We start from the raw sequence: 26543 nt of genomic DNA, 5'->3' as shown, positions 1-26543 counted from the left end.
AGAACCGGCAGCGGTTCCCTCAGGACACCTTTTTGTTGCGGCGCAGGGTGTGCATGATGAACATGGTCAACAGCAGCAGCACGATCCCGCCGCCGGTGCCGATCAGCGCCACGTTCATCGCCGACCAGTCCTTCCGCTTGTACGGCGGCATGTTCGGCGGCAGCGCCACCGCCTTGTCCGCCGCGATCCCGGACTCCGACGGGATCATCGCGGTCAGCGCGGCGATCGGGTTGATCATGCCGTAGCCGACCCGGTTGTCCCGGCCGCCCGGCGCGGAGGGGTGCTGCGCGGTGGCCTTGATCCGGTTCATCACCTCGCGCGCGGTCAGCTTCGGGAACCGTTCCCGCACCAGCGCGGCGACCCCGGCCACGTACGGCGCCGCGAAGCTGGTGCCCTGGATCGGGATCGACCTGCCGCCGTCGATGGTCAGGTTCGCCAGCTTGCCGGACGGGTCGAGCGAGATGATCTCGGTGCCCGGCCCGGCCACGCTCACCCACGGCCCCTGCACGCTGAAGTCGGCCAGGTTGCCCTTGCGGTCCACGGCGGCCACCGAGAGCACGTCGTCGGCGAACCACGGCGGCGTGACGATGTACGCGGGGTTGTTGGGGTCGCGGCCGTTGTTCGGGTCCGGGCAGTTGTTGCCCTTGTTGCCCGCCGACGCCACGACCACCTTGTTGTGGTCCACCGCGTACCGCAGGGTCCGCTGCAGGTCCCGCTCCGCGTCGGAGATCGGTTTCGCCGACGACCGGCAGCTGTCCACCGACATGTTGATCACGGTGACCGCCGGGTCGTCGGCGGCGTTGCGGATCGCCTGCGCGAGCGTGTTCAGGTCGCCCGCGTTCTGCTCCTGCGGCTGCGGGTTGTCCGTCGTTGGCTGCGGGGTGCCCCGGTACTTCTCGCTGGACTGCCGGATGGCCTTGATCTTGGCGTCCGGCGCCACCCCGGTGAACCCGATCTGCGTCGAGTCCGGCGTGCGCGCGGCGATGATCCCGGCGACCTCGGTGCCGTGCCCGTCGCAGTCCTCGGTCGAGTTCGCCGTGGTGTTCACGTAGTCCGGGCCGTCGATCAGCCGCTCACGGGGCAGGAAGTCGTGCACCCGCACGCCGGTGTCGATCACCGCCACCACCTGGCCCTTGCCGGTGGCGAACTTCTGCGCCTCCTCGATCCGCAGCTGCTGCTGGCCCCACGGCTTGTTCGGCAGGACGATGTCGCCGGTGCTCAGCGAGCCGGTGCACTCGGTCTTCTTCTCGTACTTGACGTTGCCCGGCGGCTTCTGGGTGTCGGTCACCGGGGCGCGGCCCAGCTCGACCGGCGGCGGCGTCGCGCCGGACCCGGGGGCCTGCGCGAACGCGGGCTGCGCGGTGGCCAGGCCGGCCACCAGCGTGACGATCGCGAGCTTCGACCGGGTGCGCATCAGATCTTGAAGTTGAGGTGCCGCAGCGTGGCGTACAGGTCCATCACGGCCAGCGCCACCGGCAGCACGGACGCGATGCAGATCGCCTCGACCACCTCGACGCTGCGCCGCAGCGGCGGCGAGAACTTCTGCTCCGGGAAGACCACACCGAGCACCAGCGCCAGCGCGCCGATCAGCACCAGCGCGCCGAACACGAACAGCAGCCGGTTCGAGGCGGTCGTCGAGACGAGCCAGCCGATGAGCACACCGCCGCCGGACAGCATGCCCGTGGCCAGCAGGGCCACCGCCTGGCTGCCGTTGGCGTACGTACGGCCGCGCAGCAGCAGGACCAGGGTCACCAGAACGGCCAGGATCACGCCCCAGATGCCGGGGGCGCTGGCGGCGATCACGGCACAGACCGCGGCGACCACGCCGGACCCGATGATCATGCCGGTCATGTACTCGTGCGCCAGGCCCGCGCGCCGCTCGATCGACCGGTAGTCGGGGAACCCGGAGTCCTCCTTGAGGTCCTCCGCGCTGCCCGGCACGTTCGGCAGCGGCAGCTTGGCCAGCTGGATGGTCAGCCGCGGCAGCATCGAGATGCCGGCCAGCGCGGCGGCGGCCGTACCAGCGGCGATGCCCGGCGCGGGGTGGTCGATCAGGGTGCCGACGGCGAACGCGAGGATGCCGAACACCGACGCGGTGCCTGCCGCCACGAACGTCGTGACGCCCGCGCCGAGCAGCATGATCGAGGCGGACGCGACGATCCCCATCAGCGCGCAGCCGAGCAGGAAGTTCGCCGCGCCGAGGCCGTTCGGCACGATGTAGAGGCCGGACACGAACGCCATCGGCAGCCCACCTGCGGCGGCGATGAGCACGCCTGCCGTGGTCGCCTGGTACCCACGGGCCACGACGGCACCCGCGGCGACTGCTATCACTGCCGTCGCACCCGCGGCCACAGCTGCCGCCAACGCACTGCCCCCACTGACGGGGCCACCCAGGAACACCGCTACCGAGGCGGCGAACAAGGCGAGCGCGCCGGCGACGTACCCGATGCGGTTCGCGGTCTGCTTGGTCCAGGGCCGGAAGCTGTCCGGCGCGGACTCGGCGATCGCGTCCACGACGTCGTCATACAGTGGCGGCGGGGGGTTCTCGTTGCGTCGGCGCAGCTGCAGCATGTCGCCGTCGACGATGCCCAGCGAGCCGAGCGTGCGGCTCGGGTCGAGCGGGCTGTCGCCGAGCTTGGCCAGGCACCAGCCGCCGTGCCGCGCGCCACCGTCCGGCGTGGCCTCCTTGGCCATGTCCAGCAGCATGGGCAGCAGGTCAGCCACTGACACGTCAGCAGGAAGTGCGACGTCGATGCGCGTTCTGGGCGCAACGACCGTCACCCTGCTGAACACCGTGGTACCGGTAGCCACCGCCTGCCCCCTTCGAGCTGTCCATCCGTCTGCCCACAAGGCCGGGTGCTTATTCACCGAATGGCGCACCCCTGTCGGTGGGCGACCTTAGTATGGCCGCACCGGGATCTGCTCCGCTGGCGGTTCCGGCACAAAGACCGACGAAGAGGGGCCGGAGAACCGTGAGCACGCTGCAGTTCAAGCGTCTGCCACGCCTGCAAGCGCCGCGACCGCCCGGGGGCGAGGTCCACCTGGAGCCGCCGCCCGAGGTGCCGCGCGTGATCCCGGGCAGCATCGTGATGAAGCTGATGCCGGCCGTGATGGTGCTGGCCATGCTGGGCATGGTCGTCATGATGTTCACCCTGGGCGGCCCGGCCGGGCGCAGCCCGATGGCCCTGCTGTTCCCGGTCATGATGATGTTCTCGATGGTCGGCATGTTCGCCGGCGGCGGTGGCCGCAGCGGCGGGCAGAAGAAGGCCGAGATGAACGAGGACCGCAAGGACTACCTGCGCTACCTCGGCCAGATGCGCGACCGGGCCCGCGAGGCCGCCCGCGACCAGCGGGCCGAGCGCGAGTGGGTGCACCCGGACCCGGAGGCGCTGTGGTCGATGGCCACCAGCCGCCGGATGTGGGAGCGCCGCCAGGCCGACGCCGACTTCTGCCACCTGCGGGTGGGCCGCGCCTCGACCCGGCTGGCCACCCGCCTGGTGCCGCCGCAGACCGGCCCGGTCGACGAGCTGGAGCCGATCGCCACGCTGGCCCTGCGCCGGTTCGTCCGGGCCCACTCGATCGTGCCAGACCTGCCGATCTCGCTGGCCATCCGCAACTTCGCCGCGGTCGGGTTCACCGGCGACAAGGCGCTGACCCGCGGCCTGGCCCGGGCGATGGTCGGCCAGCTGGCCACCTTCCACAGCCCGGACGACGTGATCATCGCGGTGGTCACCACCGGCCGGGCCAAGCAGGAGTGGGAGTGGGCGAAGTGGCTGCCGCACGCCCAGCACCCCACCATGGTCGACGGCATCGGCCAGATGCGGCTGATGGCCGGCTCGCTCAGCCAGGTCGAGGCCTGGCTGGACGAGGAGCTGCGCAAGCGCGACCGGTTCATCCGCAACGCGCCGCCGCAGCCGGACCAGCCGCACATCGTGATCGTGATCGACGACGGCGACATCACCCGCGAGGAGAACATCGTCCTGATGGAGGGCCTGATCGGGGTCACCCTGCTGGACCTGTCCGACTCGCTGGGCAACCTGACCGCGCGGCGTGGCCTGCGCCTGGTGGTCGAGCCGTCCCGGCTGGGTGCGCGCAGTGCCAGCGGGGTGGAGTGGTTCGGTGCCCCGGACACGCTGTCGGTCGCCGAGGCGGAGGCGCTGGCCCGCAAGCTGTCGCCGTACCGGGTCGGCGTGGGCGCGGCGGACACCGGCGACGAGGAGCCGCTGCTGTCCAACCCGACGCTGCTGGAGCTGCTCGGCATCCCGGGCGACCCGATGACGTTCGACGTGCAGCAGGCCTGGCGGCCGCGGCCGGTCGGCGACCGCTACCGGGTGCCGTTCGGCGTCGGTGAGCAGGGCCAGCCGGTGGAGCTGGACATCAAGGAAGCGGCCATGGGCGGCATGGGCCCGCACGGCCTGTGCATCGGCGCCACCGGTTCCGGCAAGTCCGAGTTCCTCAGGACGCTGGTGCTGGGCATGCTGGCCACGCACTCGTCGGTGAACCTGAACTTCGTCCTGGTGGACTTCAAGGGTGGTGCGACCTTCCTCGGTCTGGGCGAGGCGCCGCACGTGGCCGCGACCATCACCAACCTGCAGGGCGACCTGACCCTGGTCGACCGCATGAAGGACGCGCTGGCGGGCGAGATGAACCGGCGCCAGGAGGCGCTGAAGAACGGCGGCAACTTCAAGAACGTGTGGGAGTACGAGAAGGCCAGGGAGAACGGCGCCGACCTCGACCCGCTGCCCGCGCTGTTCATCGTGGTCGACGAGTTCTCCGAGCTGCTCTCGGCGAAGCCCGACTTCATCGACCTGTTCGTCGCGATCGGCCGGCTGGGCCGGTCGCTGCAGATGCACATGCTGCTGGCCTCGCAGCGCCTGGAGGAGGGCAAGCTGCGCGGCCTGGACTCGCACCTGTCCTACCGGATCGGCCTCAAGACGTTCTCGGCCGCCGAGTCGCGGGCCGCGATCGGCGTGCCGGACGCCTTCGAGCTGCCGTCCATCCCCGGATCGGGCTACCTGAAGTTCGACACCAGCACGATGGTCCGGTTCAAGGCCTCGTACGTGTCCGGCGCGTACCGGCCGGGCGGCATGCAGCCCGCGGGCCCGTCGGCGCCGGTGACGAGCGACCGCAGGCCGCGGCTGTTCGTGCCGGACTTCATCGAGATCCCCCGGGAGCCGGAGAAGCCCGCCGAGCAGCCCAAGGAGAACAAGCCGGAGGGCGGCGGCACCGAGGTCAGCGAGCTGGACGTGATCGTCAAGCGGCTGGTCGGCCAGGGCCCGGACGCGCACGAGGTGTGGCTGCCGCCGCTGGACCTGTCCAGCCCGCTGGACGACCTGTTGTCCCCGTTGCAGCCCACCGACGACCGCGGGCTCACCGTGCCCGGCAACTACTTCAACGGCCGCCTGCAGATGCCGCTGGGCATCGTGGACAAGCCGTACGAGCAGCGCCGTGACCTGCTGATCGCGGACTTCTCCGGTGCGGCGGGCCACGCGGCCATCGTCGGCGGGCCGCAGTCGGGCAAGTCGATGCTGCTGCGGACCATGGTGATGTCCATGGCGCTCACCCACACCCCGCAGGAAGTGCAGTTCTACTGCCTCGACCTCGGTGGTGGCACGCTCGCCTCGCTGCGCGGCCTGCCGCACGTGGGTGGCGTGGCGTCCCGGCTCGACCCGGACCTGGCCCGCCGGATGGTGGCCGAGGTGTCGTCGCTGATCGCCGAGCGCGAGCAGCGGTTCCGGGACATGAACATCGACTCGATGGTCGAGTTCCGCAACCGCAAGCGGCGCGGCGAGATCCCGGACGACCCGTTCGGCGACGTGTTCCTGATCGTGGACGGCTGGCTGAACTTCCGCCAGGAGTTCGAGACGCTCGAGGCCCAGGTGGTCAACCTGGTCTCGCAGGGTCTGTCCTACGGCGTGCACGTGATCGTGGCGGCCAACCGGTGGGCGGAGATCCGGCCCGCGGTCAAGGACCTGATGGGCACCCGGTTCGAGCTGCGGCTGGGTGACCCGACCGAGTCCGACATCGACCGGCGGGTCGCGGTGAACATCCCGCCGGGGCGCCCCGGCCGTGGCCTGTCCCGCGACAAGCTCCACTTCCTGGTGGGCCTGCCGCGGATCGACAACTCCAGCAGCGCGGAGGACGTCGGTGCCGGTGTGCAGGACGCGATCGCCAAGATCCGGTCCTGCTGGCGGGGCCCGGCCGCGCCGCCGGTCCGGCTGCTGCCCGACCTGCTGCCGTACGACGACCTGCTCAAGCAGGACAAGTACCGCAACACCAAGCTGATCCCGATCGGCGTGAACGAGGACGAACTGGCCCCGGTGTACCTCGACTTCGACGCCGAGCCGCACTTCCTGGCGTTCGCGGACGGCGAGTCCGGCAAGACGAACCTGCTGCGCACCATCGTGCGCGGCATCATGGACCGCTACTCCGAGGACGACGTCGTCATCCTGCTGGTGGACTACCGGCGCACGATGCTGGGATTCATCAACACCAACCACCTGCTCGGCTACGCGGTCAGCGCGAACCAGCTGAACGAGATGATGGGCGACGTGCTCGGGTCGCTGCGCAAACGACTGCCGGGCCCGGACACCACCCAGGAGGAGCTGAAGAACCGGTCCTGGTGGTCGGGTCCCGAGCTGTTCGTGATCGTCGACGACTACGACCTCGTGGCGACCTCCAGCGGCAACCCCCTGCAGCCGTTGCAGGAGTTCCTGCCGCAGGCCAAGGACGTCGGTATGCACATGATCGTCACGCGGCGCAGCGGTGGCGCCTCCCGGGCGTCGTACGACCCCATCCTCGGCAAACTGAAGGAACTGTCCAGCCCGGGCATGGTGGGCAGCGGCAGCAAGGACGAGGGCATCCTGATGGGTACCTACAAAACCAAGCCGTTGCCACCCGGGCGGGGCACCATGGTCAGCCGCAAACTGGGCCAGCAGGTCATCCACGTCGCCTGGATCCAGGACTGATCTTTCACCCGCCCGGGCCCCGGCCCGGGCGGGTGATCACACCCATCGCGGTTTGGCGAAAACCTCGTAGCCATCGAGGAAAGCGAGTCGAGGGCTCACGAACCCGTTGATGGCGTTGAGGAACACACCGCGGAAGGCGGCCCGCTGATCGCGCTGCGTCTTCGGAATGGCCACCCCACAGTGGCGCCTTCGTGGGTTGGGGCGGCGCCTAGTTGATGGTTGGGGCGGTTCGATCACCAGGCACCGCAATGGAACCTGCCACGTTTCGCGATCGCGCCTCCCGCACTGCGCTCGTGGAGACCCACGTCCGCAACACGTACGTAGCCGCCGCGGCCTGTCCACCAGCGCCGTGATCGTGCCCCCCGGGGCGTCCACATGCCTTCCCTGCACCGCAATTGCGCAGCCTCCCGCGCCGCCGTCACTGCCCCCACCCACCGCAGCCCCATCGCCAACAGCCCCAGTCACCACCACGACCGCTGCACCACGACCGCTGCACCACGGCCGCTGCACCACGGCCGCTGCACCACGGCCGCTGCACCACGGCCGCTGCACCACGGCCGCTGCACCACGGCCGCTGCACCACCACCGTCACTGCCCCTCACCGCTACCATCACCACCCGGCGACCCCGTGGCCTTCGTCGCCGCCCTCGCCACCATCCGCCACCATCCGCCGCTGCCCGCAGCCCTCGCCGCCCGCTGCTCGCAGCCGCTGCCCGCCGCCCCCGCTGCCCCCGCCCCGCCACCGCCGTCTCCGATGCCGCCGTCGCCCTGGTCGCCGTACAGGTGCCTCCCTAGTGCCGCGTTCGACCAGCCCCGCTGGTGGTCGCCTGGCGCCGAACCTGGTCCGAACCACGGCCCTGGCCCCGCACGGCGACGCCGGCCCGGCGCCCCCACACCCGCCAACTCCTCGGCATCGAGAGCGGCCCAGATCACCCGCCCCCGCCAGAGCGAGACCAAAGTATGAAGAGCGTCGTCGCTGGTCCGGCTAGGGTCCCGAGGTATGGGTGTGCGGCGGTCGGGGCGGGATTGGGTGGTGGATTCGCTCGCGTTTGTGGTTGCTGTGGTTTTCGGGTTGGTGTTGGCGGGGGCGCGGTTGCGGGCGTTGCCGGATCCGCCGTGGTTGTTCGACGTGGATCAGTTCGCGGGGGTGTTGGGGTGTCTGGCTTTGTGGATGCGGCGGCGGTGGCCCGTGCACGTCGCGTTGGTGGTGATGGCGTTGTCGACGTTCTCGGAGTTGATCTCCGGGGCGATGCTGCTGTCCCTGTTCTTCGTCGCGGTGCATCGGCCGCCGAAAGTCACGTTGATGGTGTTCGGCGTCAGTGTGGCCGCGGCGACGGTCTACTCGCAGTTGCGGCCCGAACCTGAGCTCACGCCGTGGTTCTGGTGGGGGTTCGGGGTCGCTGTGCAGGGCGCGGCGGTGGGGTGGGGGCTGTACATCCACAACCGGCGTGAGCTGATCCGGTCCGAACGCGACCGTGCGGTCCGCGAAGCCCGCACCGAGATCGCCCGCGAGATGCACGACGTCCTCGGCCACAGGCTGTCGCTGTTGAGCGTGCACGCGGGCGCGCTGGAGTTCAACCAAGCAGCGTCCAAAGAGGACATCGCGCGAGCCGCGACGGTCATCCGGGAGAGCGCACATCAAGCCCTGCAAGACCTTCGCGAGGTGATCGGCGTCCTGCGCGCGCCCGTCGACGAACTGCCCCAGCCCAAGTTCGCCGACCTGCCCGAACTGATCGCCGACTCCCGCACCGCGGGCATGCGCGTCGAACTGCACGAAGACGTCCCGGACGCCGTGCCCGACCGGTTGGGCCGCCCGGCCTACCGCATCGTCCAGGAAGCCCTGACCAACGCCCGGAAACACGCCCCCGGCACCGACGTCCGCGTCCGGTTGCGAGGCGCCCCAGGCGAAGGCCTCACCATCGAGGTGCACAACACCGAACCGGCCCGGCCCGCCACCCCCGGCAACGGCAAAGGCCTGATCGGCCTGGCGGAACGAGTCGCGCTGGCCAAAGGCACCCTCGAACACGGACCGGTGACCGGCGGCGGCTGGCGGGTACGGGCCTGTCTACCGTGGCCGTCATGACCGTTGGTGTGCTCATTGTGGACGATGACCCGCTGGTCCGGGCCGGCCTGGCGATGATGCTCGGCGGCGCGCCGGACATCCGGGTGCTCGCCGAGGCCGCCGACGGCACCGAGGTCCAGCCGCTGGTCGACCGGCACGCCCCCGACGTGGTGCTGATGGACATCCGGATGCCGGTGATGGACGGCCTGACCGCCACCGAGGCCCTGCGCGCCCGCCGCGACGCGCCCGAGGTGATCGTGCTGACCACGTTCGACGCGGACGCCCACGTGCTGCGGGCCCTGCGCGCGGGCGCCGCCGGGTTCCTGTTGAAGGACACGCCACCCGCCCAGATCGTCAACGCCGTCATGCAGGTCGCCGCGGGCCACCCGGTCCTGTCACCCGCGGTCACCCGCAGGCTGATCGCCCGCGTCGCCGGTGAGGACCAGGACCGCAACCGCGCGCAGACCAGGCTGGACCGGCTCAGCACACGGGAACACGAGGTCGCGGTGGCGGTCGGCCAGGGCAAGTCCAACGCGGAGATCTCGGCCGTGCTGTACATGAGCGTGCCGACCGTGAAGACCCACGTCTCCAGCATCCTCACCAAGCTCGGCCTGAACAACCGGGTGCAGATCGCGCTGCTGGTGCACGACGCGGGCTTGCTCGACCAGGAGGACTGAGCGCCCCCTACGATCCTCCTGACGCCGAGACTTCTGGGGGTGACGGACTAGATGGCGCTGCGGGTCGCGGTGGACTTCGGCACGTCGAGCACGTGCATCGCGGTCTCGGTGAACGGCCGCGCGCCCGAGGTCGTCGCCATCGACGGGCGCCCGGTGATGTCGTCCGCCGTCTACGCCGCCACCGACGGCACGCTGTTCGTCGGCCTGGAGGCGGAACGGCAGGCCGCGGTCGACCCATCCCGGTTCGAGCCGAACCCGAAACGCCGCATCGACGAGCCCGAGTTGTTGCTGGGCAACACGGTCATCCAGGTCCGCGAGGTCATCCGCGCGGTGCTCACCCGGGCCGTTGAGGAGGCCCGCAGGTTTGCCGGTGGCGCAGCCATTGACCTGCTGGTACTCACCCATCCGGCGGACTGGGGCGGAATCCGGGCGCGGGTGCTGCGCCAGGCCGCGAACGGCCTCGCCACGCAGATCACCCTGCTGCCCGAACCCGTGGCCGCGGCGGTGTTCCACGCGGGCAACAACCCCGGCGACGCGTTGGCGGTGCTGGATCTCGGCGGCGGAACCGTCGACGTGAGCGTGGTCCGGCGGACGCCGGGTCAAGGTTTTCACGTACTGGCAACCAAAGGCGACCCGTCGTTCGGTGGCGCCGACGTGGATCAGGCGCTGCTGCAACACATCGGTCAGGTCGTGTCCGCCACGGACCCGGAGACCTGGCGCGGTCTCATGGAAGGCCGTGGGCTGGCCGACCGCCGCCGTCGCCGGGTGGTCTCACAGGATGTCCAGGGCGCCAAGGAGACCCTGTCGCGGCACACCTACACCGACGTGCCCATGCCGCCGCCGTTCGCCGACGCGCACGTCACCCGGGCCGACCTGGAGGCGTTGATCGCCGCGCCGCTGGGCCGGGCCGTCGAGCTGACCGCCGCGGCCATCAAGGAGTCGGGTCTGCCCAGGGTGGACGCGGTGTTCCTGGTCGGCGGGACGAGCCGGATCCCGATGGTGGCGCGGCTGGTGCACGAACGGGTCGGCATCATGCCCACCACGCTCGACCAGCCGGAGACCGTCGTCGCACGGGGCGCGTTGCTCGCCATTCCCGAACCCAGGCGGGCCGATTCCGAGCGCACGATGCGGACGCCGCCGTCGATGCCGGTGGCCGTCCCGCTGCCTCCTCCTGTTGTCCCGCAGTACATGCCGATACCCATACAACCGCCCGCGCCGCCCCCACCGCCGAGGAACAAACGCAAGATCGGGTTGCTGCTCGGCGCCGCGGCGGTCGTGTTCGCGGTCGCTGTGACCCTGGTGGTCATACTGTCCTCGGAGGACACTCCACCGGCCGGCAAGACGATCGCCCAGTTCGACTACCAGTTCACCCTCCCGGCGGACTGGACGCAGGTCAGCGCCAACACGGACTTCCGCGAGGTGCGGGCCAAACCGGCCGGCGCGGAGACCGGGGACGACCTGATCGTGGTGCAGGAACTGGCGTTGTCGTTCGACGCGACGTCCGAACGGGACCGGGCGGTGCGGGACCTGCGCACCAAGTACGAGCAGTCCGGCTCACAGCGGCTGTCGGACCTGCAGGAGAAGGCGACGTTCGCGGGGCGTGACGTCGTGTCCTACAAACAGCGTATCGAGACGGGCACAGTCGAGTGGTTCGTGTTGTTCGAGAGCCACGCTCAGGTCAGCATCGGGTGCCAGCACACCGACACCGGCCGCGATCGGGTGATGAGCGCCTGCGACACCGTGGTCCGCACGATGAAGGTGAACTAGATGACCCAGGACTTTGGCCTCCCGGAGTTCTCCGCCGCGGTCGATGACGCCATCACCCGCGCCCGGCGCGCGGCCGCCGAGGTCCGCGAGCAGAACACCAAGCTGCGCGCGGCACTCGCGCCCCCGCAAGAAGAACCCGTTACCCCATCGGGTGACGACGACGAGGACTTCTCGCAAAAGCAAATCATGACGAGTGACTAGTGTTCGCAGCAGTAAACCCCCTGGTAGGGCGCCCTTTATTGGAGCGGTTCCACGTATGAGCGTTTACAGGTGCAAGTACTTGGAACATTCCCCGGGACAGGTGGAACCGAAGCTGGCAGGGTCTGCGTCGGAGGGGTTGTACGAACAAAGAACGCACAACCCGAACTTCGACCTAGGGGGTAACTCCCAATGCCGGTTGGTTATGAGGTCAAGGCCGAGGACCTGCACAAGGCCTCCGTCGACACCGACACGATCAAGGGCCACACGCAGGGTCACATCAACCACCTGCGCGGCCAGCTGCAGACCGTTGAGTCGGCCTGGCGCGGCGACGCCGCCACGGCCTTCCAGCAGCTCTTCGAGCGGTTCAACACCGCCGCCAACAAGCTGCTCAACGACCTCGGCGTGATCAGCGAGAGCCTGGGCACCGCCGCCAAGAACTACGGCCACCAGGAAGAAGAGACGAAGTCGTCCGCGAACAAGATCTCCGGCAACTTCTCGTTCTGACCATTTCCCGCTGTACGCACCCAAGCCAACCTGTAGCAAAGACTTTTCGGGAGGATCGAAATGCCTGACGGCATCAAGGTTGATTTCGCCGCGGTCGAGGCCGCCGGTTCCGACATCACCTCGACGTTCAACAAGATGACCAGCGAGCTGGACACCCTCAAGCAGAACCTGGCCCCGCTGCGCGCCGCCTACACCGGTGAGGCGCAGGTCGCGTGGGACAACGTCCAGCGCGACTGGGAGAAGTCCATGGCCGAGCTGGCCCAGATCCTGTCCTCGATCGGCACCGCCGTCTCGCAGGCCGCCCAGGACTACCAGCAGACCGAGCACGGCGTGAAGCGTCTCTGGGGGCAGTGACAGCCCGCTGACTGAAGGGCCCCGGCACTCGTGCCGGGGCCCTTATAGCGTTATCCGCGGATCTGTCCCAGCCTGGCCCAGAAGTCGTCGACCGCGGCCTTGTCCGGCAGCGCCGTGACCTCGGCGGGCTGCGGCACGGGCGGGTAGTCGTCCGAGGCCGACGGCCCCTTCGTCTCGTAGCCCACCTGGAGCTGGACCTTCCCGGCCTTGCCCAGCACCGCGCCGTTGACCTCGATCCGGCGGAAGGTGCCGTCGCTGTTGAGGGTCAGCCGGACCGGGATCAGCTTCCCGGTCATGTCCGGGTCGATCCGGGTGGTGATGTCCGCGGGGATCGGGATGACCGTGGCGTCGAGGAACGCCTTCAGCGTGATCGAGGTCTCGATGTCGGTGCCGCCGTCGTCCAGCCGCCGGGTCTCCGTGCTCAGCCCGGGCGGCGCCGCCTTCCTGGTGGCGTCGATCGTGTCGGTGAGCTTGCACAGGGTCTGCAGGCCGGGCATGGCGCAGCTGAAGTCGCTGGCCGAGAAGGCCGCCATGGACACCCACTTGGTAGGGGCGAGCTTGGCGTAGCCGGGGCCGAGCCGCACGTAGTCCAGCGCACTGCCGGCCGGGTGGAAGACGTCGTAGTCGAAGCCGCTGTGCGAAGTGGAATGGATCTTGGTCATCACCGCGGCGGGCTGTCCCATCCGGCTGACCTCGACCTCGGAGCCGCTGCCCTTGTCGTCGATGGTCGCGTAGCGGAAGACCGTGCCGCGGAAGTTCGCCGACGTCTGGACGTACTTGCCCATGGCGGCCACCCCCTGGTCGAGCGTCCGGTCCGCGGCCTGCCTGGCCGCCTCGGGGTTCGGCGCCGGGCTGCCTGACACCGCCTGCCCGCACGCCGCGAGGCCGAGAGCGGCCAGGGGCACCAGCAGCCATCGGGTCCGGATGGTGATCTTGAACATCTGTTCGCCGGTACGGCCGGGGATCCCCGTGATCATCGGGTTACCGGCTGTGACCGGGCGCCGGCCGGACTGTGGCCAGATCCGTGTCCCGCCCATGTGAGCTCCACCCCTCCGGACAAGCGGATTCCGCAGGTCGGCAGGGTAACGTAGGTGCTGGTGGGGGCGCCCGCGATCGCGCAAAGGGGGGCCGTTTTGACCCTGCGATACCGCGCCAGGTAATCTCTATCGTTGTTGTGCGGAGCGGCGTGTGACCACTCGCGCCCTTGGTGGGTCCGACCTGCCGTGGGTCCGGCCCGCACAGGCACTCCAGACGCAAGTGACGATGAGGTAGATCCGTGCCCACGTACAGCCCGAAGCCCGGCGAGGTGGCCCGCGCCTGGCATGTGATCGATGCCGAGGACGTGGTGCTCGGCCGCCTTGCCACGCAGGTCGCCACCCTGCTGCGCGGTAAGCACAAGCCCACCTTCGCCCCGCATGTGGACACCGGTGACTTCGTTGTCATCGTGAATGCCGAGAAGGTCGTCCTGACCGGCGCCAAGCGGGACCAAGCCTTCGCCTACCGGCACAGTGGTTACCCCGGCGGGCTTTCCAAGAAGTCCTTCGGTGAGCTGCTCGACACCCGTCCCGACCGGCTGGTCGAGAAGGTCGTCAAGGGCATGCTGCCGAAGAACAAGCTCGGCCGCGCCCAGGGCAAGAAGCTCAAGGTCTACGCCGGCCCTGACCACCCGCACGCGGCACAGCAGCCGGTGCCCTTCGAGATCACCAAGGTTGCCCAGTGAGTGAAGAAGACATCGTGAGCGCCCCGGAGACCGAGGGCGCCGAGTTCGACGCCGAGGTCCCCGCCATCGAGGAGGAGACCACCGAGGCGCCCGCCGCCCCGGTCATCCGCCTGACCGGCGAGGTCGCCCAGACCGTCGGCCGCCGCAAGGAGGCCGTGGTGCGGGTCCGGCTGACCCCGGGCAGCGGCCAGTTCCGGCTCAACGGCAAGAGCCTCGAGGAGTACTTCCCGAACAAGGTGCACCAGCAGCTCATCCGTGAGCCCCTGGTCATCCTGGAGAAGCCCGAGGTCTTCGACGTCCGCGCGAACCTCAAGGGCGGCGGCATCACCGGCCAGGCCGGTGCGCTGCGCCTGGCTATCGCCCGCGCGCTGATCGAGCTCGACCCGGAGGACCGCCCGGCCCTGAAGAAGGCCGGCTTCCTGACCCGTGACCCGCGGGTCAAGGAGCGCAAGAAGTACGGTCTGAAGAAGGCCCGCAAGGCGCCCCAGTACAGCAAGCGCTGACGCGACAACGCTCGACCGGACGGGAGCAGCAGGATTCTTCTGCTGCTCCCGTTCGTCTTCCCGCCAGGAGCTAGGAAGGGACGCAGCGGATGGCACGGCTGTTCGGCACCGACGGGGTCCGCGGGCTCGCGAACGTCGACCTCACCCCGGAGCTGGCGCTCTCGGTGTCCACCTCGGCGGCCCGGGTGCTGGCGGAGCACGACCGGTCGCACCGGCCGGTCGCCGTGGTCGGCCGGGACCCGCGGGCCAGCGGCGAGATGCTGCAGGCCGCCGTGGCCGCCGGGCTGGCCGCCGCCGGGGCGGACGTGCTGCAGGTCGGCGTGGTGCCCACGCCCGGGGTGGCGTTCCTGGTCGCCGATCTCGGTGCCGACCTGGGTGTGATGATCTCCGCCTCGCACAACCCGATGCCGGACAACGGCATCAAGCTGTTCGCCGCGGGCGGGCACAAGCTGCCGGACGAGATCGAGGACGAGATCGAGGCCGGCATGGCCGGCACCCCGGTCCGCCCGACCGGTGCGGGTGTCGGCCGCATCTACGACGTGCCGGACGCCCTGGACCGCTACATCGCGCACCTGCTGCAGGCCACGCCGCAGCGGCTGGACGGCCTGAAGGTCGTGGTCGACTGCGCGAACGGCGCCGCCTGGGCCGCCGCCCCCCGCGCCTACCGCGAGGCGGGCGCCGAGGTGATCGCCATCCACGCCCTGCCCGACGGCGAGAACATCAACGCCGAGTGCGGCTCCACCCACATCGACTCGCTGCAGAAGGCCGTCCTGGCCGAGGGCGCCGACCTGGGCATCGCGCACGACGGCGACGCCGACCGCTGCCTGATGGTGGACGCCGCCGGTGAGCTGGTGGACGGCGACCAGATCATGGCCATCCTGGCCATCGCCATGAAGGACCGCGGCGAGCTGGTGGCCGACACCCTGGTCGCCACCGTGATGAGCAACCTGGGCCTGCACCTGGCCATGCGGGCCGCCGGGGTGAACATCCGCACGACCGCCGTGGGCGACCGCTACGTGCTGGAGGAGCTGCGCAACGGCGGCTACTCGCTGGGCGGCGAGCAGTCCGGGCACGTGGTCGTGCCGGGTCACGCGACCACCGGCGACGGCCTGATGACCGCGATGGGTGTGATGGCCCGGATGGCCGCCACCGGCAGGGCGCTGGCCGAGCTGGCCGGTGTGATGCAGCGGCTGCCCCAGGTCCTGGTGAACGTCAAGGTCGCCGACAAGGCCGCGGTGGCCCGGGCCACTTCGGTGAACGACGCCGTGGCCGCGGTCGAGGCCGAGCTGGGCGAGTCCGGCCGGGTCCTGCTGCGCCCGTCGGGCACCGAGCAGCTCGTCCGGGTGATGGTCGAGGCCACCGACCAGGCCGCCGCCGAGGCCGCCGCCCAGCGACTGGCGGGGGTCGTCTCCTCGGTGTGAACCAATCGGGCTGTTCATCCTTCGCACCGCTGCTGACGTCGGTACATTCAACCGGACGTGAATGGCACCGAGTGGCGCCCGCGTGCGTCGAACCGGATGTCAGCCAGGAGTAGAGGGAGAGGGGGGACCATGCCGGACGGGAAGACGGACATCAAACCCGACCAGCTACGGTCCGTTGCCGCGGATATCGACGCGCTGGGGACGGCGTTCGACCGAGTGACCCAGTACGCCACGCAGAACCCGACCAAGGCCGAGCACTTCGGCAAGATCGTCGGCAAGTCCGACATCGCCGGTCAGGCGTTCCAGGCGCTGGCCACGGCCATGCAGGCGTCGCTCGGCAAGGGGGCCGCGTTCATCCACGGTGTCGCCGCGACCCTGAAGGCATCCGCCGACCAGCACGGCAGCACCGAGCAGTCGAACAAGGAGAACATCTCGAAGGCCGACGGGGGTGCCTGATGAGTGACGCTCTGGCCAAGCCCGTTGTCGACGCGATCGTCCAGCCGGCCGGGGTGGACTCCTCGGACACCTCGGACGCGCTGCTCGACCGGGTGAACTCGTTCATCACGTTCATGTCCGGCAACGACATGGGCGGTCTCTACAACATCTGGTGCGAGCACCCCGCCGCCGCCGACGACGTCCGGTTCCCCAAGAACCCGCAGCGCGCGATGCTGGACGACGCCGCCGAGAAGACCAAGATCCCGGAGATGCGCGGCATCAACATGGGTCTGCTCTGGGACGCGACGGGCCGCTACGAGAGCCTGTCCAAGGTCGCCGCCGCCGCATCGACCAGCGTGACCAACGGGGTCAACGGGATCCACTCGGCGTGGACGGACAAGACCGGTGCGGCGGCCGCGGACAAGTTCAACGAGATCGCCAAGCCGATCACCGACTTCGGCACCGCCGCCGACACGATCTCCAAGGCGGCCAAGGGGTTGTGGGGCGCCTGCCGGGTGCCCATCTACAACCTGTCCCAGCTGGACATGCCGAACATCAAGAACATGAAGGACAAGTACCACTCGCTCGACTTCAACCAGAAGCGCACGCTGATCATGTACCTCGACCGGGCGCACACCTACGGGCGCGACTGGTCGGGGACCAACGACGTCGACGACGACGGCGACGGCACCGGTGAGATCTCCTGGAACGACCTGCGCAACACACCCGGCCTGATCGACATCAACGAGGGGCACGGCTGGGAGATCTACGCCGACTCGTTCATCCGCGAGATGGACGAGTTCGCGCGGTACTACCGCAACGCCATGGAGTCGTTCCGTACGCTGATCAACAACGCGCACAAGTCGGTCAGCGACGGTATGCAGGCCTTCACCGACGCCATGCCCACCACCGCCAACCCGTTCGACGTGCTGCAGCCGCCCGGCGGCCAGCAGCAACAGCAGCAGCCGCAGGACGGCCATGGCGACGGGAACGGCAATGGACACGGCAACGGGAATGGCAACGGCTACCCGCAGCAGACCGGTTCCGGCGGCACCGCGAGCCAGAGCTACCAGCCGCCGCCCATCGAACAGCCGCAGCCGCAGGAGTCGCAGCCGCAGGCCAACCCGCAGGACGGCACCGATCCGTCCAGTGTGGACACCGGGATGCCGGTCGACCCCTCGCAGGACCCGACCAAGAACGGGCAGCAGCAGCACCCCGAGTCGGTGACGATCGAGGACGGCAGCAAGAAGTACACCGTCAACAGCCCGGACGGCCAGGGTCACGTCAAGATGACCGTGGACGACGGGTCCGGCCACCCGAAGTCCTACGACATGGACTTCAGCCAGCCGGACGCCACCCAGGGCCAGCACGCGGCGGTCGGCCCGGACGGCAAACCGCTGCAGACCGGTCAGCTAGGCCCGGATGGCCGTCCCGTGCAGCAGCAGCTCGGCCCGGACGGTCAGCCGCCGCAGAACCAGCAGTTCGGCCCGGCCGGTCAGCAGCTGGGTCCCGACGGTCAGCCGGTCACCGGCGCCGATGGTGTGCAGCACGCGGTCGCCGGGCCGGACGGCAAGGTGGTCCTGCACGACGGCAACGTGACCATCACGGCCGAGCAGAACCCGCCGGGCTCGGAGAACGTCAAGCTGACCATCGACGACGGGTCGGGCAAGCCGACCACGTACCTGATCGACTACGACGCCCAGGGGCAGGGACACCTCACCCCGGGCACGCCGGACCCGGCCCAGCCGGTGATCGGCCAGCCGAACACCGACCCGAGCCAGGCCCACACGCTGCCCGCCCCGGCCGACAACGCCACCGGCGGTGCGCACTCGTTGCCGCAGGACGACCCACGGCAGCACGGGTTCGCCAACGCGGACTCGTCGAACCTGGCGACCGCGCAGGACTCCGGCCCGCAGCACGCACTGGCGGACACCGCCGCCGCGCCGTCGCAGCTGACGGCCACGCAGTCGGTCGGGTTCGACTTCGGCGGCGGGACCGACGGCCTGTCCGACACGACCTGGTCCACCCAGGGCGACCTGCTGGCCGACGGCGGCGGTCACGACCAGGTGGCGCCCGCCGCCGGGGAGGCCGGTCTGGCCACGCTGCCGGACGACGGCGCGCACCACCAGCAGCCGGGTGGTATGCAGGCCGGTGCGATGGGTGGCGGGATGCCGATGATGGGTGGCATGGGCGCGCCCGGCGGCGGTGAACAGGAACGCAGCCCCAGCCAGTGGAGCACCCAGGGCGACCTGTTCGACGACGGACCGGCGGACGCGGCGCAGATCGCCGGGCTGCTGGACAACGAAGCGCGCTGAGTGAGGGGGACCGCGGGTGTTCGAGTACTACGAAAGCCCTGAGGCGCAACGGGTCCGGATCCGGTTCGAGGAGATCGCGGCGGTCTACCGGGCCGACCACGAGCGCGCGCTGGCCGCGGACGAGCAGCGCGGCAAGGAGATGCGCGAGCAGCAGGAGAAGGACGCCCGCGCGGAGGAGCTGACCCAGCAGGCGGCCGCGGCCCGCAAGGCGCGGACGCAGCCCGCTGCCGACCCGGACTCGCCGTGGACCGCGCCGCGCGAGGTCAGCACGGTGATGTCGTTCGGCGAGTTCGAGGACGAGGAGCGGCCGTCCAGCACCTGGTCCAGCCCGACCCCGCCGATGGGGTTCCCGCCCCCGCCGCCGATTCCGGATCCCATCCCGGAACCGGAGCACTTCCGCGGTACGTCCGAGCAGCCGGTGATGTCGTTCGGTTTCGAGGACGACGAGGCGGAGACGCCTCCGCCGCCCGTCCACCAGGAGCAGCCGCAGGCGCCCCGCCCGGGCCGCCGCAGGCGCCAGGAGGACGACGACGAGGACATGTCGAGCCAGAGCTGGCTCAGTTAGCTGACGTGTGGGGGCACGAATGGTGACCGGCAAGAACGACATCGGCATGGACCACGAGGTGGTCGCCGAGGTCGGCAAGGACCTGGCGGCGTTCGCCGACGCGGTGGCCGCGGTGCGCGAGTATGCCCACAGCGACGACGGCCTGACCGCGGACAAGTTCGGTGTGCTGGCCCAGCGTTCCGGTGTGGGGCAGACCTATGTCCAGCTGCGTGAGCAGCTGCGCAACGCGCTGGACAAGGCCGGTCCGATCGTCGAGGCGATGAGCCGGTCGCTGGCGTCCTCACAGAAGCTGCTGACGGAGACGGACGCCGACGTCAAGCAGAACATCGCGAAGGTCGACGGGAGCTTCTGAGCATGCCCGCGCCAGAGCTCAACGCCGCGCTGAAACCGGTGGTGGACAAGGACATCAGCTCCGGGCCCGAGCTGCAGAACGCGTTCGGCTGGTTCCGCGACATGCTGTCGGCGAGGACCGGCAGGTACGGCGAGATCTACCAGTCGTGGCGCAACCATCCGGCCGCGCGCGGGTGGACCGCCCAGCCGTGGGGTGCCGAGGACGACCGGCTGTTCGACGAGCTGAACGGGATCGAGTTCGGGCCTCTTTTCGCTGACGCGCAACGGTTCGCGAACCTGAGGGGCGCGTCGGAGGAGCTGCGGATCGGCGCGGACGGCATGCGCAGCCGTCTGCACGACGCCTGGTCCGGCCCGGCCGGGCAGGCCGCCGTGGACGCGTTCGACCAGCTTGGCAAGGCCGCCGCGGTCTACCGGGACACGTTGAACCAGTTCGCCGCGGCGCTGGACCTGGCCCGGCTCACCACGCGTGAGGCGATCGTCAGCTTGCAGCACAGCGGGTTGCGGCGGTTCGAGCTGGCCGGTGGGGTGGAGCTGCGGCGGGAGCAGATCCGGCGCATCGATCAGGCCATGGCCGGGCAGCAGCCGTTCGGGCGTCCGTTGTCGCCCGCGGAACTGCAGCGGCCGAACCTGGTGGACCTCAACGCGGGCAACGTGGAGAAGTGGTGGAGCCACGAGGCCATCAACGCGCTGGATGCCATGTGCGACAGCTACTCCAGCGCCATCGACGGGTTGCGTAAGCTGCTTTCCGAGACGTCAAAGGCGATCGCGGACTCTTGGTCCACTTTGGACGATGCGTTGAAGAAGCTGCACAGCGGGAATCTCGACCCGTTCGCCGGGGTGAAGGCCGGTGAGCCTGCTGGGACCACGCCCTCGGGAGCGCCGGAATCGGTGACCATCGAGGATGGGCAGCGGCGGATCACCACCGAGCGGGATGCCCAGGGGCGGTTGAGCCTGACCGTTGACCATCCTGGGGCCGCTCAGCCGTTGACCGCTCAGCCGCCGCCTGCCTCCGTTCCCTCCGGTGGGGGCGGCGGCGGTGGTGGCGGCCGGGCTGGTTCTGGTGGTGGCGGGGGCGGTGGCTCCGGCGGCGGTGGAGGCGGTGGCGGTTCGGCCACTTCGCACCAGCCTGCTGGGCCCGGTTCGTTGGTGGGTGCCCAGCAGCCCGCGGCAAGTCAGGAACCGCAGCAGGCCGGGCACGCGGCCGCCGCGGCTGCCGGTGGAGCGCCGCCTGGTGGTGGCTCGCCCATGGGTGGCATGCCGATGGGCGGGATGGGGGCCGGGCAGGGCGGCGGTGACCAGGAGCGCAAGCCGAGCCGGTGGCGGATCCAGGGTGACCTGCTGTCCGACGCGGCGCCCGAGGTCGTGCCGATGGTCATCGGTGACGTGGACCCGTACGAGACCAAGCCGAAGGGGCGGAAATGATCGACGAGTCCGACCCGGCCGTGGTGGCGATGAAGGCGGAGTTCGAGCAGATCACCACGCGGCACCGGCAGGGCATCACCGAGGCCATGGCGCAGTACGAGACGCGCGAGGCGGAGAACAAGGCGCGCCAGGAGGAGACCGCCCGCCGCCAGGCAGCCGCGGCGACCCCACCCCCGCCGCCTCCGCCGAAGAACCCCTGGCTGTCGCGCCGCAACAGCCCTCCGCCGCCGAAACCGTCCGACGAGGACGACGGCACGGACACCGGGTACTACCAGAACACCTGGATGCGGAATTCCTGATTCCTGACGCTGATTTCCGCAGGACATCATCCGCGGAATGGCCGGGTGGAACTATCGTCACCGCGTCGAGTACCGCCGCGTAACCGGCGATTCCCGCACCCTGGAATACGTCGAGACCGTCCAGGACCAAGGCTGGTGCCTCACCCACCCACCCGCCCTGCACCAGGCCTGGCTCACGACGTACACCCGCGCGTGCGCCGAGGACTACCTCGACCGGCGGCTGGCGCGGGCCGGGATGTTCATCGTGACGGTGTACCAGGACCGCGAGGAAGGCCTAGTCCTGGTGTGCGCGATCCGCCTGAAATGGCCCGGCCAGCCTCGGAAGGCCAAACGCCCCCTCCTGCCTGGATAGCCCATCGTGAGTGGTTGTGCCGGTTGGAACCACTCACGATGGGCTGTCTGGGGCCGGGCGGTGGGCGGGGCGGAGATCGGATAACGTCGGCGCATGGCGAGCCTGGTGTACGAGCTGTCGTTGCCCGGACCTCATACGGTGATGAGGGGGGACTTGGGGCTGGTCGGGCTGCGTGGGGTCGTGTTCACCCCGAAGACTGGGCGGGACCTGCCCGCCATCGCGTTCGGGCACGGGTGGTTGCAGCCGCCGTTGCGCTACCACGGGTTGCTGCGGCATCTGGCGTCGTGGGGGATCGTGGTCGCCGCGCCCGGGACGCACACGGGGCCGTTCGGGTCGCACCGGTTGTTCGCGGCGGACCTGAGTGCGGCGCTGGACGCGGCCATCGGGGTGCGGTTGGGGGACGTGCGGGTCTCGCCCGAGCGGCTGGGGGTCGCTGGGCATTCGTTCGGGGGTGGCAGCGCGGTGCTCGCGGCCGCGGCCGACGAGCGGATCAAAGCGGTGGCCACGCTCGCGGCCGCGGAGTCCCGGCCGTCGGCGTCGATGGCCGCGCAGCAGTGCCGCATGCCCGGCCTGCACGTCACCGCGGGCCGCGATCTCGTCGCACCCGGCGTGGGCAACGCCGACCTGATCGCCCAGAACTGGGCCGGCCCGGTCCAGCTGCGCGAACTTCCCAAAGCCGGCCACCTGGGCTTCACCGAGGGCCGGCACTGGAGCCAGCTGCTCGTACAGGGCAAACCGGAACGCAAGACCCAGCGCTACGCCCGCGCCCTGCTGACCGCGTTCTTCCGGACCCACCTCGCCGGCGACAGGACCTACGCCGAGTTCCTCGAGGAAGACATCAAGGGCGCCCCGCTAGCAACCTGAGAGGACACCCATGCGCGGTGTATGGCGGACCGACCGGGTCAGGGCAGCCGAACAAGAGGTGTTCAAAACCCTGCCAGAGCCCAAGTTGATGCAGCGGGCGGCGTTCGGTGTGGCGGTGTGCGCCACGGAGTTCAAGCCGCGCAAGGTACTGCTCCTGGTCGGCGCGGGCAACAACGGCGGCGACGCGCTGTGGGCCGGGGCGTTCCTGCGCAGGCGGGGCATCGCGGTCGACGCGATCCTGCTCAAACCCGAACGCGCCCACCAGGAAGGCCTCAAAGCCTTCACGGCCAAGGGCGGCCGGATCGTCGACGCCCCGGCCGGCCATGACCTCGTCATCGACGGAATCGTTGGCATCTCAGGCAAAGGCGCCCTGCGACCGGAAGCCGCGGCGATCGTCGAGCGGATCACCGCGCCGGTCATCGCGATCGACCAGCCCAGCGGCGTCGATCCGGACACCGGCGCGGAAGAAGGCCCCTGCGTCACGGCGACGGTCACGGTCACCTTCGGCGGCCGCAAACCCGTGCACGTGCTGAGCACCCGCTGCGGCGAGGTCCGGGTCCTGGACATCGGCCTCACCCAAGCCCTGGACGACCCGGACATGATCGTCCTCGACCACGAGGACGTCGCCGAGGCGTGGCCCATCCCCGGCCCCGCGGACGACAAATACACCCAGGGCGTAACGGGAATCGCCGCCGGCTCGGCCACATACCCAGGCGCCGCAGTGCTTTCCGCGAGCGGCGCGGTGCTCGCCACCTCCGGGATGGTCCGCTACGCCGGGACCGCCGCGGACAACGTCCAGCAGCGCTGGCCGGAGATCGTCAGCACCGGCTCGGTCAACGACGCCGGGCGGGTCCAGGCCTGGGTGGTCGGCCCGGGGATCGGCACCGGCACCGCGGGCCGCGAACTGCTCAGCCACATCCTCGGCGTCGGCGTTCCGGTCTGCGTGGACGCGGACGGCATCACCCTGCTCGCCGAGAACCCGAACCTGTGGGACCGCAGGGATCCCGACACCCCCGTCGTCCTCACCCCGCACGACCGCGAGTTCGCACGGCTCGGCCAGTTGGGCAAAGACCGTGTGGGATCGGCGAAAGCGCTTGCGGCCAAGCTCAACGCGGTCGTGCTTCTCAAGGGCTACAACACAATCGTGGCCGACCCGAACGGCCGCGTGCTGGTCAACCAGGCTCCCTCGGCCTGGCTCGCCACCGCGGGCTCCGGCGATGTCCTTTCCGGAATCCTCGGCGCGGTCCTGGCCGCGGGCGTCGACCCGTGGCTGGCCGCGGGCTGCGCCGCCTACATCCACGGCCTCGCCGGGACTCTCGCCGCCAGCGGCGCCCCGGCGCCCGCTTCCGCTGTGGCGGCGGCGATCCCGGACGCCATCCGCGAGGTCAGGCTTTGGTGACACCCAACGTCATCAGGCGCGACACGTAGTTCGCCAGGTCCTCGGGCGTCCACGGCATCTTGTCCACGACGATCATCCGGCCGCAGCTCTCGCAGATCGACGCCAGCAACTCGGCCAGCACAGGCGCTTTGCGTTCGGTGTCGGCAACGTCGATGGTGGACAGGTACATGATCACAAGGTCGCGCAACCGTCCCAGGATGGTGTCGCGCGCCGCCCGGACCCGGCGGGCCACCGCGGACTCGGAGTTGCGTGAGGACTCGAAGACCACGCGCCACGAGTCGGGGGCCTCGGTGGCCGCCTTGAGGAACGCGGTGAGCCCGGAGCTGATCAGCGCCTCGACGTCCTCGAAGGACGGCATCTTCGGCAGCGCCGCGATGACCGCGTCGAACAGTTTTTTCTCCTCGCGGCTCAGCAGCGCCAGCAATAACTCGTCGCGGTTCTTGAAACACTCGTACACCACGGGTTTGGTAACTCCCGCAGCATCGGCGACGGCCTGCATGGATGTGCCTCGGTAGCCATGTGCGAGGTACACCTGCAGGGCGGAGTCAAGAATGAGGGGCCGTCGTTTCTCCGGGCCCAAATGCGCCGCCCGCCGGCGGACCGCCCTGTCTTGCGCCACTGAACGAACTTACAGTATCCCCCAACTGAGTGAGGCCCAAGTTGGTCACATCCGCACCAAAATGTCGCTCGATTTGATACGAACGGCGCCGGACACACCTCCTCGCGCACGCGGTCATCAGTGTCGCCACCAGGCGTTTCCGGCAGGGCGCGCGCGGACTTTGTCCGGCTTGGAACGAAGTGGGTATGTCAAGGGTGGAGGTCTTGCCAGGCAACATGTACACAACCGGTATGCACGTTGTATATCGGTAGTACACAGGGTGTGTACGAGGTGTGCACAACCGGGTCCTAGTCGGCGAATTCCGTTTCCCAGGCGGGAGTCTCGTCGGTCAGGATCGTGGAAGCGCGGGCCAGTAACGATCGCAGCAGCGCCAGCTCCTCGTCGCTGAACCCGGCGGCCAGCCGTCGTTCCACCGAGACCGCCCGCCGGTCCGCGACGTCGAACGCGGCCTGGCCGGCCTCGGTCAGCCGAGTCTCCAACATGTTGCGGTGCCAGGGATGCGGCGTCCGCACGATCAGCCCGGCGGCCTCGAGGTTGTGCAGGATGGTCGTCATCGTCTGCGGGGTCACGCGGCACATCCGCGCGAGCGCCGCGGCCGAGATGCCGGGATTGTCCACCAGGAACAGCAGCGTCGAGTACTGCGGCACGGTCAGCCCGGCCGGTTTCACGGCCGCCTGCTTCGCCGTCATCAGATCGTCCACGACCTGCTTGAAGTCGCCGCCGAGGCGCTCAGGGACCGGCATCCGCATCAGAACAGCCTACGTGCGGTAAATACTTTGATAGATATCAGAACTCTGATTATGGTGAGCACACTGAACCTAGGAGGAGTTCTGATGAGAAGGCTGTTACTCCTGGTGCTGGCCGGGGTGATGCTGGTCTGCGGCCCCGCGGTGGCCGGCCGGTACCCGAGTGCGATCGCCGGGCACGGCCCCACGCTGCACCCCGAAGGTGTGACATGGGATCCCAGCAGGCAGGCGTTCCTGATCGGCTCGTTCCAGCACGGCGACATCTCCGTCGTCCGGCCCGACGGCCAGACCCGCACCCTCGTGCACGACGCGCAGGTCACGCAGACGTTTGGCGTCCACGTGGACGCCATCCGCAACCGGATCCTGGCGGCCACCTCGACCGGCGTCGGCATCTTCGACCTGCGCACCGGCCGGACGCTGCACCTGGCCACATTCGGTACATCGCCGAACGATCTGGCCATCGACTGGGCCGGAAACGCCTACGTCACCGACATCCACTCCGCCACGATCACCCGCGTCGACCCGCAGGGCCGCGCGACGCCGCTCGTCACCGACCCGAGGCTCGGTTCGCCGGACATCGGCGCGAACGGCATCGTCTGGCACCCGCTGGGCTTCCTGCTGGTGGTCAACTACTCGACCGGCAAGCTGTTCCGGATCGCCACCGGCACCGGCCGGATCGACGAGGTCCGGTTGGACCGGCCGCTGACCGGCGGGGACGGCCTGGCGCTGCGGCCGGACGGGTCGCTGATCGCGGTGACCAACTCGTTCGGCGGCCCGGGCGTGGACGCGGTGAGCGTGCTCGACCCGGTCGGCCGGTGGAGCGCCGCGACGACCCGGAGCCACCGGGCGTGGCCGATCTCCGCGCCGACCACCGTGGCCGTCACCCCATACGGTGACTATGTGCTGAACGGCAGGCTCGACTGGCTGATTCTCGAGGGCCGGACCACGGACGAGTTCTTCCTCACCCGAGCCTGACATTCGCCGTGTGCGACCATGGGC

25 protein-coding genes are annotated in these 26543 nt (G+C 69.8%); 20 read left to right on the top strand and 5 right to left on the bottom strand.

What is annotated here, in order from left to right; all coding sequences use genetic code 11:
- Positions 1-19: 19 nt before the first annotated feature.
- Together mycP and eccD are read right to left on the bottom strand one after the other, a co-directional pair.
- Positions 20-1414: a type VII secretion-associated serine protease mycosin gene (mycP, locus tag AB0J95_RS35535; RefSeq protein WP_364768126.1), complete on the bottom strand. Its 1395-nt coding sequence runs from the start codon at positions 1412-1414 to the stop codon at positions 20-22.
- A complete protein-coding gene (gene eccD / locus AB0J95_RS35530) occupies positions 1414-2811 on the bottom strand; it encodes a type VII secretion integral membrane protein EccD (RefSeq protein ID WP_364768123.1) in 1398 nt (465 codons plus the stop codon). The genes mycP and eccD overlap by 1 nt, the downstream gene beginning before the upstream one ends.
- Positions 2812-2972: 161 nt before the next feature.
- On the opposite strand from eccD, the gene eccCa reads away from it, so the two are divergent.
- From eccCa to AB0J95_RS35495, 7 genes are all read left to right on the top strand, one after another.
- Positions 2973-6968, top strand: coding sequence for a type VII secretion protein EccCa (eccCa, locus tag AB0J95_RS35525; RefSeq protein ID WP_364768120.1), 3996 nt, complete (start codon positions 2973-2975; stop codon positions 6966-6968).
- A 1033-nt stretch (positions 6969-8001) separates the two neighbouring features.
- Entirely contained in the window at positions 8002-9051 is a 1050-nt protein-coding gene (locus tag AB0J95_RS35520) for a histidine kinase (protein WP_364768117.1), read from the top strand.
- Positions 9048-9707: a response regulator transcription factor gene (locus tag AB0J95_RS35515; protein ID WP_364768114.1), complete on the top strand. Its 660-nt coding sequence runs from the start codon at positions 9048-9050 to the stop codon at positions 9705-9707. The genes AB0J95_RS35520 and AB0J95_RS35515 overlap by 4 nt, the downstream gene beginning before the upstream one ends.
- A gap of 51 nt (positions 9708-9758) precedes the next feature.
- Positions 9759-11474, top strand: coding sequence for a type VII secretion-associated protein (locus tag AB0J95_RS35510; RefSeq protein WP_364768111.1), 1716 nt, complete (start codon positions 9759-9761; stop codon positions 11472-11474).
- Positions 11475-11675 (top strand): hypothetical protein, encoded by a 201-nt coding sequence (locus tag AB0J95_RS35505; protein WP_364768108.1) that lies wholly within the window; start codon positions 11475-11477, stop codon positions 11673-11675.
- Positions 11676-11864: 189 nt separating this feature from the next.
- The gene (locus tag AB0J95_RS35500) at positions 11865-12179 is read left to right on the top strand and encodes a WXG100 family type VII secretion target (protein ID WP_364768106.1); all 315 of its coding nucleotides are present in this window, start codon (positions 11865-11867) and stop codon (positions 12177-12179) included.
- Between the two features lie 60 nt (positions 12180-12239).
- A complete protein-coding gene (locus tag AB0J95_RS35495; RefSeq protein ID WP_364768103.1) occupies positions 12240-12533 on the top strand; it encodes a WXG100 family type VII secretion target in 294 nt (97 codons plus the stop codon).
- A 50-nt stretch (positions 12534-12583) separates the two neighbouring features.
- On the opposite strand, the gene AB0J95_RS35490 is transcribed toward AB0J95_RS35495, so the two are convergent.
- On the bottom strand, positions 12584-13570 hold the full coding sequence (locus tag AB0J95_RS35490; RefSeq protein ID WP_364768100.1) for a hypothetical protein: 987 nt from the start codon (positions 13568-13570) through the stop codon (positions 12584-12586).
- Between the two features lie 239 nt (positions 13571-13809).
- On the opposite strand from AB0J95_RS35490, the gene rplM reads away from it, so the two are divergent.
- The 12 genes from rplM (at position 13810) to AB0J95_RS35430 (ending at position 24179) form a co-directional block, all read left to right on the top strand.
- Positions 13810-14253 carry a 50S ribosomal protein L13 gene (rplM, locus tag AB0J95_RS35485; RefSeq protein WP_364768097.1) on the top strand — a complete coding sequence of 148 codons (444 nt, stop codon included), beginning with the start codon at positions 13810-13812 and terminating at the stop codon, positions 14251-14253.
- Between the two features lie 14 nt (positions 14254-14267).
- Entirely contained in the window at positions 14268-14756 is a 489-nt protein-coding gene (gene rpsI, locus AB0J95_RS35480; protein WP_364768590.1) for a 30S ribosomal protein S9, read from the top strand.
- A gap of 89 nt (positions 14757-14845) precedes the next feature.
- Positions 14846-16177 (top strand): phosphoglucosamine mutase, encoded by a 1332-nt coding sequence (glmM, locus tag AB0J95_RS35475; RefSeq protein WP_364768094.1) that lies wholly within the window; start codon positions 14846-14848, stop codon positions 16175-16177.
- Between the two features lie 129 nt (positions 16178-16306).
- Positions 16307-16633, top strand: coding sequence for a hypothetical protein (locus tag AB0J95_RS35470; RefSeq protein ID WP_364768091.1), 327 nt, complete (start codon positions 16307-16309; stop codon positions 16631-16633).
- Positions 16633-18927, top strand: a complete 2295-nt coding sequence (locus tag AB0J95_RS35465; RefSeq protein WP_364768088.1) for a hypothetical protein — start codon at positions 16633-16635, stop codon at positions 18925-18927. Before AB0J95_RS35470 ends, AB0J95_RS35465 begins: the two co-directional genes overlap by 1 nt.
- Before the next feature lie 16 nt (positions 18928-18943).
- Complete coding sequence (locus tag AB0J95_RS35460; protein WP_364768085.1) at positions 18944-19492, top strand: hypothetical protein; 549 nt, start codon at positions 18944-18946, stop codon at positions 19490-19492.
- Positions 19493-19511: 19 nt separating this feature from the next.
- On the top strand, positions 19512-19844 hold the full coding sequence (locus tag AB0J95_RS35455; protein ID WP_364768083.1) for a hypothetical protein: 333 nt from the start codon (positions 19512-19514) through the stop codon (positions 19842-19844).
- 2 nt (positions 19845-19846) lie between these two features.
- Entirely contained in the window at positions 19847-21265 is a 1419-nt protein-coding gene (locus AB0J95_RS35450; protein WP_364768080.1) for a WXG100 family type VII secretion target, read from the top strand.
- Positions 21262-21564, top strand: coding sequence for a hypothetical protein (locus tag AB0J95_RS35445; RefSeq protein WP_364768077.1), 303 nt, complete (start codon positions 21262-21264; stop codon positions 21562-21564). The genes AB0J95_RS35450 and AB0J95_RS35445 overlap by 4 nt, the downstream gene beginning before the upstream one ends.
- Positions 21565-21601: 37 nt before the next feature.
- Complete coding sequence (locus AB0J95_RS35440; protein ID WP_364768074.1) at positions 21602-21916, top strand: hypothetical protein; 315 nt, start codon at positions 21602-21604, stop codon at positions 21914-21916.
- Between the two features lie 93 nt (positions 21917-22009).
- Positions 22010-22780, top strand: coding sequence for an alpha/beta hydrolase (locus AB0J95_RS35435; RefSeq protein ID WP_364768072.1), 771 nt, complete (start codon positions 22010-22012; stop codon positions 22778-22780).
- A 10-nt stretch (positions 22781-22790) separates the two neighbouring features.
- The gene (locus AB0J95_RS35430) at positions 22791-24179 is read left to right on the top strand and encodes an NAD(P)H-hydrate dehydratase (RefSeq protein WP_364768069.1); all 1389 of its coding nucleotides are present in this window, start codon (positions 22791-22793) and stop codon (positions 24177-24179) included.
- On the opposite strand, the gene AB0J95_RS35425 is transcribed toward AB0J95_RS35430, so the two are convergent.
- Complete coding sequence (locus tag AB0J95_RS35425) at positions 24166-24798, bottom strand: helix-turn-helix domain-containing protein (RefSeq protein ID WP_364768066.1); 633 nt, start codon at positions 24796-24798, stop codon at positions 24166-24168. The two genes, AB0J95_RS35430 and AB0J95_RS35425, sit on opposite strands and share 14 nt — an antisense overlap.
- Before the next feature lie 287 nt (positions 24799-25085).
- The gene (locus AB0J95_RS35420) at positions 25086-25547 is read right to left on the bottom strand and encodes a MarR family transcriptional regulator (protein WP_364768064.1); all 462 of its coding nucleotides are present in this window, start codon (positions 25545-25547) and stop codon (positions 25086-25088) included.
- A gap of 84 nt (positions 25548-25631) precedes the next feature.
- Between AB0J95_RS35420 and AB0J95_RS35415 the strand changes: the two genes are divergently transcribed.
- Positions 25632-26519: an SMP-30/gluconolactonase/LRE family protein gene (locus tag AB0J95_RS35415; protein ID WP_364768061.1), complete on the top strand. Its 888-nt coding sequence runs from the start codon at positions 25632-25634 to the stop codon at positions 26517-26519.
- The last annotated feature ends 24 nt before the right edge of the window (positions 26520-26543 follow it).

The organism is Actinocrispum sp. NPDC049592 (assembly GCF_040675465.1).
Classification (GTDB): Bacteria; Actinomycetota; Actinomycetes; order Mycobacteriales; family Pseudonocardiaceae; genus Kibdelosporangium.
This window is presented reverse-complemented; position numbering and strand designations above follow the sequence as displayed.